Source organism: uncultured Cytophaga sp. (assembly GCF_937863595.1).
Classification (GTDB): domain Bacteria; phylum Bacteroidota; class Bacteroidia; order Cytophagales; family Cytophagaceae; genus Cytophaga.
Genome location: NZ_CALMGQ010000076.1, coordinates 1 through 14,891, shown reverse-complemented (window position 1 = coordinate 14,891; position 14,891 = coordinate 1). Strand labels below are relative to the sequence as shown.

General features: G+C 35.4%; 8 protein-coding genes. 6 read left to right on the top strand and 2 right to left on the bottom strand.

Features of this window, described 5'->3' with window-relative positions:
- The first annotated feature begins 57 nt into the window (after positions 1–57).
- Positions 58–789, top strand: coding sequence for a septal ring lytic transglycosylase RlpA family protein (locus tag Q0543_RS06660; protein ID WP_299250617.1), 732 nt, complete (start codon positions 58–60; stop codon positions 787–789).
- A 1-nt stretch (position 790) separates the two neighbouring features.
- Positions 791–1,687, top strand: coding sequence for a DUF58 domain-containing protein (locus Q0543_RS06655; RefSeq protein WP_299250615.1), 897 nt, complete (start codon positions 791–793; stop codon positions 1,685–1,687).
- 148 nt (positions 1,688–1,835) lie between these two features.
- Here Q0543_RS06655 and Q0543_RS06650 read toward each other — a convergent pair whose 3' ends face one another.
- On the bottom strand, positions 1,836–4,103 hold the full coding sequence (locus Q0543_RS06650) for an aconitate hydratase (protein ID WP_299250613.1): 2,268 nt from the start codon (positions 4,101–4,103) through the stop codon (positions 1,836–1,838).
- A 272-nt stretch (positions 4,104–4,375) separates the two neighbouring features.
- Between Q0543_RS06650 and Q0543_RS06645 the strand changes: the two genes are divergently transcribed.
- On the top strand, positions 4,376–4,759 hold the full coding sequence (locus Q0543_RS06645; protein WP_299250611.1) for a hypothetical protein: 384 nt from the start codon (positions 4,376–4,378) through the stop codon (positions 4,757–4,759).
- A 116-nt stretch (positions 4,760–4,875) separates the two neighbouring features.
- Positions 4,876–11,973 (top strand): gliding motility-associated C-terminal domain-containing protein, encoded by a 7,098-nt coding sequence (locus Q0543_RS06640; RefSeq protein ID WP_299250609.1) that lies wholly within the window; start codon positions 4,876–4,878, stop codon positions 11,971–11,973.
- Between the two features lie 65 nt (positions 11,974–12,038).
- On the opposite strand, the gene Q0543_RS06635 is transcribed toward Q0543_RS06640, so the two are convergent.
- Entirely contained in the window at positions 12,039–13,055 is a 1,017-nt protein-coding gene (locus Q0543_RS06635) for an acyl-CoA reductase (RefSeq protein ID WP_299250607.1), read from the bottom strand.
- Between the two features lie 92 nt (positions 13,056–13,147).
- On the opposite strand from Q0543_RS06635, the gene Q0543_RS06630 reads away from it, so the two are divergent.
- Together Q0543_RS06630 and Q0543_RS06625 are read left to right on the top strand one after the other, a co-directional pair.
- On the top strand, positions 13,148–13,495 hold the full coding sequence (locus tag Q0543_RS06630; RefSeq protein WP_299250605.1) for a 4Fe-4S dicluster domain-containing protein: 348 nt from the start codon (positions 13,148–13,150) through the stop codon (positions 13,493–13,495).
- Positions 13,496–13,609: 114 nt separating this feature from the next.
- Positions 13,610–14,794, top strand: coding sequence for a phosphoglycerate kinase (locus Q0543_RS06625; RefSeq protein ID WP_299250603.1), 1,185 nt, complete (start codon positions 13,610–13,612; stop codon positions 14,792–14,794).
- Positions 14,795–14,891: the final 97 nt, after the last annotated feature.

Sequence of the window (14,891 nt, the reverse complement as noted above, 5' to 3'; positions counted from 1 at the left end):
CTATGTAATAAAACTAATTTATTTTCTTTAAATTACAAATAAAATAAACCATTAACAATGAAGGTATTGAGAAACTTTAGTTTTAAATCAGAAGTGCCATTCCACTCAAACATGCCTTTATTGTCAATTTTAATGCTAGCTACTTTTTTCTATTTGTCTGTCCCATCATTTTCCCAACAGATATCAGGGAAAGCCAGTTTTTATTCAAACAATCTTCATGGGAAACGTACTGCATCAGGCGAAAAATACGATAAAAATAAGTATACGGCTGCTCATAAAACATACCCTTTTGGCACAAAACTAAAAATAACACATATTACAAATGGAAAGTCAACTCTTGTGACGGTTAATGATCGAGGTCCATATAGCAAAATGAGATTAATAGACCTATCCTACGCTGCAGCTAAAGAGCTTGATTTAGTAGCAAGTGGAATTGGTGATGTTATTATTGAAGTTGTTGACAATACCGATTCCATCCAATCTGCTGAAACACCAAATAAGAATACCTACATGGAAGGCTATTATTTCCCCAATTTAACATCGCCAGTTCTACTTAATTGCTTCTTACTTCAAACCGGGACATTTAATACAGCTGAAGATGCAATTTTTCAAATTTCAAACTATGAAAAATTGTATATTGGCATTCCCTACATACATATTTCACGTATAGGTGAAGAATTCGCATATCAAGTAGTTTACGCGGGGTACGAAACAGAATGGTCTGCAAGGGAGCAACAATGCAAGTTGATCGAAAGTGGAATTGAATCGTTGATTATTGAAATTAAATAACATGAATTTAGAAGATATAAGAGAATACGGCAATTTAGAATTATTAACAAAAAAATTGGTTGATGGTTTTATTACTGGAAAACACAAATCGCCTTATCATGGTTTTTCTGTAGAATTTGCAGAACATAGAAATTATAATCCCGGAGACAATACGCGCTTTATAGATTGGAAAGTATTTGCGAAGACAGATCGCCTCTATACGAAGCAGTTTGATGAAGAAACGAATTTGCGGTGTATGCTAGCTGTAGATATTAGTTCAAGCATGTATTTCCCAGCGGATACAAATGACAAATTACGTTTTTGTACGATTGCTGCAGGCTCTCTTGCTAATCTGCTTCAACGGCAACGTGATGCATTTGGCTTGTGTTTATTTAATGAAGACATCGAATATATTAGTCAAATCAAATCAACGTCTATTCACCTTCACAATACACTGATACAGCTCCAACAAAGATTAGAAACTAAAAACGAACAGAAAACTACCCATTTGCCAAAGGTATTACATGCCTTGGCAAATCAGCTTCATAGAAGATCTATGGTTGTTATTTTTACAGATTTTTTAGGTGAAGATAAACGGATGGAAGAATTATTTACATCCTTGCAACACTTAAAACATATGAAACACGATATTATACTTTTCCATGTCTGGGATTCCAAACAAGAAGAATTGTTTGAATTAGAAGACCGCCCCTATTTATTGACTGATGCAGAAAGTGGCGAACAAATTAAAGTATATCCACATGAAATAAAATATGATTATACTAAAAAAGTTCAAGCGTATTTTTATGAATTAAAATTAAAATTTGGTGATTATGGAATTGAATTTATTGAAGCGGATATTCGAAAAAGCTTTGACCAAATTTTTGTTCCTTTTTTGTTAAAGCGAAACGCAATATAAGTACTTAGTAAGGAGTACTTAGTACTAAGTACAGAACCTATAAATTATTTTAATTAAAAAAAACAAAAAAATAGCGCATTCAAATGTATCATTTGAAGCGCTATTTTTTTAAATACTTAGTACTCGATACTCCGTACTTTATACTTACTTATGCTACAACATTCTTACGAATGATATTCAACGCACCGCCTGCTTTAAACCATTCAATTTGTTGTTCGTTGTAGGTATGATTTGCTTTGATTTCATCCTTGCTGCCATCTTTGTGGTTTAACACGATAGTCAAAGGAACATCTGCACTAAAAGAAGTTAACCCTACAATATCAATTGAATCATCTTCCAATATTTTATTGTAATCTTCTTTGTTCGCGAATGTCAAACCAAGCATACCTTGTTTTTTCAAGTTTGTTTCGTGAATACGAGCAAATGATTTTACCAATACTGCACGAACACCTAAGTGACGAGGTTCCATGGCTGCATGTTCTCTAGAAGAACCTTCACCATAGTTTTCATCACCCACTACAATAGAACCAATACCTGCAGCTTTATACGCACGTTGCGTAGCAGGCACTGGACCATAAACTCCTGTTAATTGATTTTTAACATCATCCGTTTTTTCATTAAATATGTTAACTGCACCAATCAACATATTGTTCGAAATATTATCTAAGTGACCTCTATACTTCAACCATGGACCAGCCATAGAAATATGATCAGTTGTACATTTACCTTTCGCTTTAATCAATAATTTTAAGCCTTTAAGATCTGTACCTTCCCAAGCAGCAAATGGCTCTAGTAATTGTAAACGATCAGAAGTTGGAGCTACGACAACTTGAACACCAGATCCATCAGCAGCGGGAGCTTGGAACCCTGCATCTTCAACTGCAAAACCTTTAGAAGGTAATTCGTCACCAAATGGAGGATCTAATTTTACTCGTTCGCCTTTATTATTAATCAATGTATCCGTTAATGGATTGAATGATAAATCTCCAGCAATTGCAATAGCCGCAACCATTTCAGGAGAAGCTACGAAAGCGAAGGTATTTGGATTACCATCCGCACGTTTTGCGAAGTTACGATTGAAGGAGTGAACAATCGTGTTTTTTTCCTTTTTCTCAGCACCAACACGATCCCACATACCAATACATGGTCCACAAGCGTTGGTAAATATTTTCGCATTTAAATCTTTAAATGTTCCTAATAATCCATCTCTATCAGCAGTATAACGTACTTGTTCAGAACCTGGATTGATACCAAATTCAGATTTAGTAACAAGTCCTTTTGCAATTGCTTGTTTTGCAATGGATGCAGCTCTTGATAAATCTTCGTAAGAAGAGTTTGTACAAGAACCAATCAAGCCCCATTCAACTTTCAATGGCCAACCGTTTTTAGCAGCTTCTTCTTTCATTTTAGAAACAGGAGTTGCCAAATCAGGTGTAAATGGACCGTTTAAATGTGGTTCTAATTCAGATAAATTTAATTCAATAACTTCATCAAAATATTTTTCTGGAGAAGCATATACTTCTGGATCTGCATTTAAATGTTGTTTAATTCCGTTTGCTAAATCAGCAATATCGGCACGGCCAGTAGCACGAAGATAGCGCTCCATAGATTCATCGTAACCGAAAGTTGATGTTGTAGCACCAATTTCAGCACCCATGTTACAAATTGTACCTTTACCAGTACAAGACATAGAAGTAGCACCCTCGCCGAAATATTCAACAATTGCACCTGTACCGCCTTTTACAGTTAAGATACCAGCTACCTTAAGAATAACATCTTTAGGTGCAGTCCAACCATTTAACTTACCTGTTAATTTTACACCAATCAACTTAGGGAATTTCAACTCCCAAGGTAAACCAGCCATTACATCACATGCATCAGCACCACCAACACCAATTGCTAACATACCCAAACCACCTGCATTCACAGTGTGAGAATCTGTACCAATCATCATACCACCAGGGAAAGCATAGTTTTCTAACACTACTTGATGGATAATCCCTGCACCAGGTTTCCAGAATCCAATACCATATTTATTAGATACAGAACCTAAGAAATCAAAAACTTCTTTACTTTCTTTGTTTGCAAAAGGTAAATCTTTTGTTGCACCTTCTCTTGCTGTGATTAAGTGATCACAATGTACCGTGGAAGGTACAGCGACTTTGGGTCTACCTGCTTGCATAAATTGCAACAATGCCATCTGAGCTGTTGCATCTTGCATTGCAACTCTATCTGGATTAAAATCAACATAAGATACGCCTCTTTCATAAACCTTTGTAGCTGCTCCCTCATCCAAATGCGAATAAAGAATCTTCTCTGTTAGCGTTAAAGGTTTGCCTATTAACTTTTTTGCTGCCTCAATTCTTTGAGGCATAAGAGAATAGACTTTTTTTATCATCTCTAAATCAAATGCCATAATCCTATTTCGTTTTATATTAAATATTAATCACTTCTAATTAGACAAAAATACGAAAAGAAACAATAATAAAAATTCAAAGTTTTATATTATCATTGCAAAATTTCAAATGTTAATCCCTTGTAAGCATTTTAGTTAACATTTAAATGCATTAAAAACTGTGTAGATTCTTACATTATCTATTGTTAACAAAGATACAAAAGAATAAAAAATAAGAACATTCGACTAGGGATTGCGTTAAAAATCAATACTTGGAAACAAACGAATGAACTATGGTAGATATTTACTCATTTAAAAAGAAATTTTATACTGCATTAGGCATCTTTTCTTTTTTTGCTCTTTGTGGTTTCTTGAGTGCTCCAATAAATGCACACACTGGATTTTTGAATCAAAATGCAGTAGAAGAAAGTTTAGACTTTTCCTTAAACGGAATTCAACCAATGATTGGAAAAGAAAATGGTTCAATTGAAATTATTATTACAGGCAGCAATGCTCCATATAAAATATTGATTTACTCAACCACAATACCCGTTAAAGAATATCAAGTAAAGCGCGAATTAACAATAAACAATTTGTCAGTTGGGGAATATATGATTGTTGTGAGTGGTGGGAATAATGAATACAAAAGTAAAACAATCACATTAAGAGAAGAATAATTTTGGGAACGATAAAAAAAATATCGATTTATTTTAACATTTTGTTTGGACTATTTTTAATACTCCAAACAAATAGTACATACGCACAAATATGTAGTTCACCTTCATTGGTTTCAATGACGGTGAACACACAAGATTTACGTTGTAACGGAGATAACTCTGGCAGTATTACTGTATCCATTACAGGTGGATCAAACCCGAGCTATACCTATTCCTTATATAGTGTGGTATTGGATCCAATAATTATTAATAACCACCCTATAAATAATTATACCTTTTCAAATCTGCCTGCAGATAATAATTATTTTCTTGTAATTCAGGTACCAATAGGTGGCGGTGCTTTTGCTTTTTGTAGCCAATCAATTACATTAACTCAACCACCACCTCTTTCAATTTCAAGCGGAACCATAACTAATGTTACATGTAATGGTGGAAACGACGGTGCCATTGATGCTATTGTTACAGGAGGGCCAACCACACCATATACCTATTCATGGAGCAATGGAGCAGTTACCGAAGATATATCTGGATTGATTGCCGGTGATTATACATTAACTATAATTGATGGAAATAACTGTACTTTGGATGAAACATTTTCCGTTAATGAGCCTATATCAATAAGTGTTTCGAGCATTATAACAAATGTTTCTTGTAAAGGAGGATCGAATGGAGCAATAGACATTACACCATCTGGAGGAGTATCCCCATATATATCTACGGTCTGGAGCAACGGTGCAACTACAGAAGATATTTCGGGGTTAATTGCAGGTACATACTCTGTACTTGTAACCGACAAAAATAATTGCACGAAAAATGTATCGTTTATCATTACAGAACCATTAACGCTTATTTCAGCAACACATACTACCACTAACATTGACTGTAATGGGGCATCTACTGGGGCTGTAAACTTAAGTGCTGCTGGCGGAACAGCTCCTTATTCTTTTTTATGGACCAATGGACAAACAACGGAAGATTTATCTAATGTTAAAGCAGGCACCTATGCAGTTACTATCACAGACAGTAAAGGTTGTTTCACTACTATTAGTGGCATAACTATTACAGAGAACCCTCCATTAGCTTTGCTTGGTGGACCAACCATTACAAATGTTGTATGTAATGGCTCAAGTACTGGAGGGATTTCTATCAACCCAACTGGAGGCATTGCTCCTTACACGTATTTATGGACGAATGGAGCAACAACAAAAAACATCACCAATGTAGCTGCAGGAGCATTCTCTGTTCTAGTAACAGATAGTAAAGGATGCCCAATGACATTTGGTCCATTTACTATAACAGAACCTATAGCTATAACAGCTGCTCCAAATACGACACCTGTAAATTGTCACGGAACAAATACAGGAGCAATCAATTTAAATCCATCAGGTGGTGTTCTACCATACAGCTTTACATGGAGTAATGGTGCATCCACGCAGAATATAACAAACTTAATTGCTGGATCTTATTCTGTAACAATTAAAGATAAAAATGGATGTACTTTAATTGTTGGACCAATAGTTATTACTGAACCAGTGGCTATAAACGCTACAAGCACAATTAATAATGTTTCATGTAATGGCACTTCAACAGGTTCCATAGCATTAACCAATATAACTGGAGGTACTGCACCCTATTCCTATTCATGGAATACAGGTGCTACAACTGGGATTATTTCAGGTTTAGCTGCAGGATCCTTTACCGTAACAATTAAAGATTTCAATGGTTGTTCTAGCATACTTCCAACATTTACAATCACTGAACCATCCGTAATAACTGCAACTAATGCAATAACAAATATTCTTTGCAATGGCACTTCTGCTGGAGCAATTGATATTACTCCTTCAGGTGGAACTGCTCCATATACTTTTGCTTGGACAAATACAGCTACCTCTGAAGATTTAACGGCTGTTGCAGCTGGTTCTTATTCTGTAACTATTACGGATAGTAAAGGATGCTCTAAGCCATTTGGGCCATTTACTATTTCTCAAAGTCCACCAATTACATTAGCTACTCTTCCTATAATTACCAATGTAAATTGTGCTGGTGGAATTACTGGGTCCATCACAATTACCCCAACTGGAGGAACTGCTCCTTACACCTATTCTTGGACAAATGGTAGTACAACTCAAAATATTACAGCCTTAACTGCTGGAATCTATTCTGTAACGATTACTGACGCTACAAGCTGCTCTAAAATATTCGGGCCATATACGATTACTGAACCAGCCACCATTACGGCTACTTCAAGTATTACAAATGCTTCTTGTAATGGAAGTAATACAGGTGCAATTAATATTACACCTGCTGGCGGTACTCCTAATTACACGTATTTATGGAGCAATGGGGCAACTAGTCAAAATATCGCTGGTTTAATTGCAGGATCGTACTCAGTAACCATCACAGATAAAAACGCCTGTTCAAAAGTAATTGGACCATTTGTAATTAATCAACCCATTCCTATTAGTGCCACAGGAATTATTACAAACGTATCTTGCAATGCAGGAGCAACCGGATCGATTACCTTATCCACTCCTACTGGCGGAACAGCTCCGTTTACTTATACTTGGAATAACGGTGCTACTTCAAAAGATTTAACGGCTGTAATTGCTGGAACCTATACGGTAACAATTAAAGATTTCAATAATTGCTCTAGCACATTACCAGCATTTACAATTACGGAACCAACTTTAATCACGATCACCAATTCTATAACAAACATTACTTGTAATGGTGGTTCAACAGGTGCTATTAACATTACTCCTACAGGTGGAACTGCTCCATATACTTTTGCTTGGACCAATGGAGCTACTTCTGAAGATTTAACGGTTGTTGCTGCTGGTACTTATTCTGTAACAATTTCAGATAGTAAAGGCTGCTCTAAGGTATTTGGACCATTTACAATTACTCAAAGCCCACCGATTACTTTAACTAGCCTTCCAACAATTACCAATGTGAATTGTAATGGTGCAAGTACTGGATCCATCACAATTAATCCTAGTGGAGGAACTGCTCCTTATACCTATTCTTGGACAAATGGTAATACAACTCAAAACATTACAGCCTTAACTGCTGGAACATATTCTGTAACTATTACTGACGCTACAAGTTGTTCTAAAACCTTCGGTCCATATACGATTACTGAACCAGCACCAATTACGGCGACCTCAAGTATTATAAATGCATCTTGTAATGGAACCAACACGGGTGCAATTAATATTACACCTGCTGGTGGAACGCCTACTTACACGTATTTATGGAGCAATGGGGCAACAAGTCAAAATATCGCTGGTTTAATTGCAGGGTCATATACAGTAACAATCACAGATAAAAATTTCTGTTCAAAAGTAATTGGGCCATTTGTAATTAGTCAGCCTGTTCCTGTTACAGCTACAGGAATTGTTACAAACGTTTCTTGTAATGCAGGCGCAACTGGATCGATCACCTTATCCACTCCCACTGGTGGATCAGCTCCATATACGTACACTTGGAATAACGGTGCGACTTCAAAAGATTTAACGGGTGTTATTGCTGGAACGTATACAGTAACTATTAAAGATTTCAATAATTGCTCTAACACATTGCCGGCATTTACAATTACAGAGCCAACCGTAATTTCAAGTACTGGAGCTATAACAGACGTAGTTTGTAATGGAACGTCTACTGGTGCAATCAATATTACTTCTGCAATTGGCGGCGTTGGACCCTATACCTATTCCTGGTCAAATGGAGTTACGACACAAAATAATATAAATATTCCTGCTGGAAATTATATCCTGACAATTACCGATGCAAGTAGCTGTCCGTTAAAAATGTCATTTGTAATTAAAGAACCTAGTCCCATTGTTAGTTCACCATCTAATTCGAACGCAACATGTAATGGAACAGCAGACGGTTTAATTTCCCTAACGAACCCAATAGGAGGCAGTGGGCCATTTACATACGTTTGGAATAATGGTGCAACAACACAAAATCTAACAAATATCGTTGCAGGAAGTTATTCCGTTATAATTACTGATAGTAAAGGATGTACAAAATCTGTTGGTCCTATAACCATAACTGAGCCTGCATCTATATCCACTACAGGCACTACAACAGATCCTTCTTGTAATGGATCTGCTTCAGGTTCAATCATCCTTAGTACTCCATCAGGTGGAACTGCTGCTTACACGTATTCTTGGAGTAATGGTGCAATAACAAAGGATTTAATCAATGTAGTTGCAGGAACATATACGGTTGTCATAACAGATAAAAAAGGATGTTCGAATCCAGTACCTATTTCATTTACTTTAAATAACGGCACTGCTATAATAGGTACAGCAACAGCTAGCCCATCCATTGTATGTTCTGGAGCAAGTACAACAGTTACTGCAAACATAGACCCTGCGTATACTCCAGCGGCATCCCCATATTCTTTTAACGGTGGTGTTACATTCCAAAACGCAGCAACATTTATTATTGCTCACATAACAGGTGACACTACAGTTACAGTTGTTGTGAAAGATATTAATGGATGTTTAAGTAATCCCATTTTAGTTCAAATCAATACAAACAAAATTGCTGGAGCGTTAACCATTACGAACACAATTTCTTGCTTTGGATCAACTGATGGAGAGTTAACAATGAATATCACTGGAAGTTCTCTTGGATATCTATATTCTATAAATGGTGCTGCATTCCAATCTTCAAACGTATTCTCTAACTTATCTAAAGGTATATACACAATCGTAATTGATGATGGAACAGCATGTAAGTCTAGTTATACGATTACGTTAACAGAACCTTCCTTATTAACAATGGGAATTAAAAAAATTATAGATAACGACCCATGTTTAGCTACAGATAATGGTTCTATTTTAGTGACAACCAATGGAGGAAATACTGGAAAACAATTTACTATTACTCCTTCAGGATTAGCACAGACAGATAGCTTGTTCACCAATTTAGTAGGAAATACATATACGATTGTCGTTACTGATTCCAAAGGTTGTTCTGCAACAGTAAATACAACCATCAATCAACCAACTCCTATAACAATTACATCTATCAATACACCTATCAACTGCACCAATCCACTTTCGGGTGCTATTGATGTTAATGTAGCAGGTGGTGTTGCTCCATTTACCTATTTATGGAATACTGGAAGTACAAATCAAGACTTAATAAACTTAACAGCTGGCACATACAAAGTAGTTGTTACGGATAGCAAAAATTGTAAAGACTCATTAACAGTAACGATTAATGAAGCGCCCACTGTTATAGGAACAGCTACAGCGAATCCGGCAATAGTTTGTTCTGAACAAGGCACTGTAATTACTGCTGTTATTGATCCGTTATTTATTGCTGGTGTGAACGCATATTCATTTAATGGAGGGTTAACATATCAGACTAGTTCTGTGTTTCCGATTGCTAGCGTACAAGGAGATACAACTGTATCCGTAGTTATTAAAGATGTTAATGGTTGTATCAGCAATCCAATTATTGTTGTAATAAAAACAACTAAAATAAGTGCCACCGTTGACATAAGTAAAGAAATATCTTGTGTGGGTGCTGCAGATGGATCGCTCACAGTAACTGTTTCTGGACCATCAACTGGATTTACCTATGCACTTAATGGAGGAACTCCTCAAACTTTGCCTATTTTCAGTAATCTCTCTAAAGGTAGTTATACCATTGTAATAGATGACGGTACCGCTTGTAAGTCTAGTTATACAAGTCTATTAATTGATCCAGCACCAATAACAATTGGAATTAAATCAGTAACGAATGTTTCACCTTGTGCAGGAGGTAGTAATGGTTCTATTGTAGTAACAGTAAATGGTGGTTCTCCAATATATAGCTTCACTCTTACCCCTGGAGGTTCTACTCAATCAGATAGCACCTTCTCGAATTTAATTGCAGCCAATTACTCTATAGTTGTTACAGATTTAAAAGGTTGCTCTGCAAATACGACTGCCACAATTATTCAACCTATGGGAGTTGATACGTCATTAATAACAAAAACAATTGTAAATAATATTTGTGCTGGAAATAATAATGGAAGCATCCAAATTGCAAATATTACTGGTGGTGTTCCCCCTTATTCATTTACACTAAATGGATTAACAAATACAAATGGCTTCTTTGATAAATTATTATCTGGTAAAGATACCATGGTTATTACAGATGCTGGTGGTTGCCTTACTAAATATGTATTTATAATAACAGAACCGCTTCCAATCTTATTTGCGACAAATAATATTGCATCTTCCTGTGTTCTTGCAGATGGTAGCATTGAAATATTTAATGTAACAGGAGGAACACCTCCTTACAGATATAGCATTAACGACGGTACAACATATGGAAATACAAAACTGTTTTCAAATTTAGGTCTAGGAAGTTATCCTGTTCGAGTGGCTGATCAGAAAGGTTGTTCATATGCATACGTTGTTAACCTAACGAATAAACCAGCACCCGTTCCCTATGTTCGTATAACTGAACCAAGATGTAATAAAGGAACAAATGGATTTATTGTATTGGATTCAATTTCTGGAGGTATTCCATTATTTCAATATACGTTCAATGATATTCAAGTTGGATCATCAACAGTATATTCAAATCTAAGTGCTGGAGACTATTCATTAACAATCAAAGATCAATCATGTACCTATAACATCGATAGCTTCTTTGTATACAATAAAAAAACAATGGTTTACGATACCTTGTCTTCAACAAGATTAACTGTAAAAGAACCAAAACCAATAACTGCATCTGTTATTTCTGTAAAAGCAGATAGATATCAAAATACAGGTGTTGCAGGTATTTATAATATAGCTGGCGGCACTCCAGGATATTTATGGAGTGAAAACAATAGTGTATTTACAAAAGTTAGTAAAGACACCGTTTATTTAAATCATTTGCCTAGAGGTAATCATTCAATATTTGTTTTAGATACAAACGGTTGTAAAGCAACCTTCACAATTAGTATTGAAGTAGAATTCTTTATTCCAAACTTGATTACACCAAACAATGACGACAAAAATGATCGATTCGAAATTATGGCATTACCTGTTGGAAGCGAATTGTTGATTGTAAATAGATGGGGAAATCGAGTATTTATAGACAGTAACTATGATAACTCTTGGGATGCCGATGAAGATAGTGACGGGGTTTATTACTATGAATTAACCTTACCCAATGGTGCAAAACATAAAGGTTGGGTTGAAGTAACGCGCTAATATTGTATTCGGAAAAATTTATTTAAATAGGCTGATAGATTCATAATCTATCAGCCTATTTAAATTTATAGACTTACTAAAAAAGCCATTGTATCAACACCATCTGCAAAATCAGAAATGGATGGACGTTGAGTAGCGCCAATTCTTACTGTATTATAATATGAAGAATTAATCGATGAAACTACGCATTGCAATTGATTTGCCTTCTCAGTAAAAATCTCTAACAAGTCATTTTCTGATTTATAAAATGAATACGTTAAGGTAGCAATTTGTGAAAAGATACCTTCAGCTTCTTTTAATAAAATATATCCCGCATCCAAATGTGGAACAAGATCAATTAATAAGATTGCTTTATTGTATTCATAATTATTCATGTACTTGTTGTGATTACAGAAGTTATTATATGTACCTTCCCACGCAGTTAAAATAGTTGTTGGATCATAATTCATGGGTAAAAAAAGATGCGAAACATTTCTACAACCCAATCCAAAATAACTAAATACATCTTCACCTAATGTTATTAACTCTTGTTGACTTTCTTTACCATCTATGATTGCAACAGAGGTTCTATTTTTACGAATGATATGTGGGGTGTTTCTGAAATAATATTCAAAATGTTTTGCTGAGTTATCACTACCCGTTGTAATATATGCATCCATATTTTTTAATTGGTCTACAAAAAATAAGCGTTCCGTATAAGATGGATTAATTTTTATTAAGACCTCTCCTATCTTCTTTAATAAGATTGTATCCTCCGAACTTAATTTTGCATATAATATATTACCCGATAATAACACGCATAATAAATCATGAAAACCCACTGCAGGAATATTACCGGCCATTATAACCCCTATTTTTTTTTCTTGAGCTATAATTTTATATGTAGTGAAAAAATTTTCTAATGCTTTGGGGTCTAGTAAATCAATAATTCCGATTAAAGCAGATTTTACATTTTCTTGTGTAAACCAAGGATTATTCGCTTCAGCACGATAAAGCCATTCATTTAATTCTTCGTTTCCAATGTTTTTCAAATAATCTTGTAATAGAACAAAGGTCTGTAAATCTGTATGTAAACTTTTCATCAAGAATTTTTGTTAGTGTATTAATTGTAAATATAATTTGAACCTAAGGAATTTGTATCTAATTTTGCAAGCAATTACTAGAATAAGAGAATATGGCTATAATAATTACTGACGAATGCATTAATTGTGGTGCATGTGAACCTGAATGTCCGAATACTGCAATATACGAAGGTGGGGTTGAATGGAACTATGCTGGAGGAACTAGTTTGAAAGAGATTCAAATGGAAGATGGATCAACAGTTGATGCTAAAGATCCTCAAGAAGCTGTTTCAAATGAATTCTATTATATCGTTCCAAATAAATGCACAGAATGTACTGGTTTTCACGAAGAACCTCAGTGTGCAGCTGTTTGCCCTGTCGATTGTTGCGTGGATGATCCGGACAATATTGAAACCACAGAAGAATTAGCAGCTAAAAAAGCTTGGCTCCACGCGGAATAAGCTCATTATCAATAACTAATAAATTAATTTAAAAAGGTGGCCTCGGTCGCCTTTTTTAATTTAAAAGGTATTGCTATTTTAGGAGAAGAATTGAGACAATTATAAAAAACCACCATGAAAACAGTAGACAGTTTTAACTTTTCAGGCAAAAAAGCCCTGATACGCGTTGATTTTAACGTACCTCTTAATAAAAGTTTCGAAATTACAGATGATACAAGATTAAAAGCAGTATTTCCTACTGTTTCTAAAGTCTTGAAAGATGGTGGTTCAGCTATATTAATGTCACACTTTGGTAGACCAAAAGGTGGACCAGAAGATAAATATTCCTTAAAACACGTACTTGCTTATTTGAACAATATGTTTGGGCAAGAAGTATTGTTTGCAGCAGATTGTATTGGAGATGATGCTAAAGCAAAAGCAGCAGCATTGAAACCAGGACAAATATTATTATTAGAAAACTTACGTTTTTATTCTGAAGAAGAAAAAGGTGACGTTGAGTTTGCAAAAAAACTTTCTACACTTGGTGATGTTTGGGTGAACGATGCATTTGGCGCAGCACACAGAGCACATGCTTCTACTGCAGTAATTGGTCAATTCTTTAAAGACAAAGTTGCTGGTTATGTAATGGAGGCTGAACTTAAGAATGCGAATAAATTATTAACGAGTGGCGAAAAACCGAGAACAGCTGTAATGGGTGGTTCTAAAATCTCTGATAAAATTATGGTTATTGAAAACTTACTTGACAAAGTTGATAACATAATTATTGGTGGTGGTATGTCATATACATTTACGAAAGCAATGGGTGGCAATATTGGCAAATCGATTTGCGAATTGGATAAATTAGACCTTGCGTTATCTTTAATTGAAAAAGCGAAAGCGAAAGGTGTTCAATTGATTTTGCCAGTTGACAACGTTATAGCAGATGATTTTAATAATGATGCCAATCGTAAGGTAGTTGCAAGAGGTACTATCCCTGATGGTTGGGAAGGTTTAGATATCGGACCAGAATCAATCAAACTATTTAGCGGTGTAGTTGAAAGTTCTAAAACAATTCTTTGGAACGGACCAATGGGTGTATTTGAAATGCCAAACTTTGCAACTGGGACTATAGCAATTGCAAATGCAGTGAAGAATGCTACTCAAAAAGGAGCATACTCGCTAATTGGTGGTGGTGATTCTGCGGCAGCAATCAACAACTTAGGTTTTGGTAATGACGTTTCTTATGTATCAACAGGTGGTGGTGCATTGTTAGAATATTTCGAAGGAAAGACGCTTCCAGGTGTTGCAGCTTTGAACTAGCTTCTAGGTACTAGTTTCTAGAAGAGAAAAGTACGAAGTATAGAGTACCAAGTATAGAGTATAAAAAGAGAAAGCCGCTGATATCTATCAGCGGCTT

What these genes read in the sequence shown, in the direction of transcription:
- Q0543_RS06640 (WP_299250609.1), top strand. Translation starts at nt 4,876, where the DNA reads ATGACGGTGAACACACAAGATTTACGTTGTAACGGAGATAACTCTGGC.
- Q0543_RS06645 (WP_299250611.1), top strand. Translation starts at nt 4,376, where the DNA reads ATGGTAGATATTTACTCATTTAAAAAGAAATTTTATACTGCATTAGGC.
- Q0543_RS06650 (WP_299250613.1), bottom strand. Translation starts at nt 4,103, where the DNA reads ATGGCATTTGATTTAGAGATGATAAAAAAAGTCTATTCTCTTATGCCT.
- Q0543_RS06660 (WP_299250617.1), top strand. Translation starts at nt 58, where the DNA reads ATGAAGGTATTGAGAAACTTTAGTTTTAAATCAGAAGTGCCATTCCAC.
- Q0543_RS06635 (WP_299250607.1), bottom strand. Translation starts at nt 13,055, where the DNA reads ATGAAAAGTTTACATACAGATTTACAGACCTTTGTTCTATTACAAGAT.
- Q0543_RS06630 (WP_299250605.1), top strand. Translation starts at nt 13,148, where the DNA reads ATGGCTATAATAATTACTGACGAATGCATTAATTGTGGTGCATGTGAA.
- Q0543_RS06625 (WP_299250603.1), top strand. Translation starts at nt 13,610, where the DNA reads ATGAAAACAGTAGACAGTTTTAACTTTTCAGGCAAAAAAGCCCTGATA.
- Q0543_RS06655 (WP_299250615.1), top strand. Translation starts at nt 791, where the DNA reads ATGAATTTAGAAGATATAAGAGAATACGGCAATTTAGAATTATTAACA.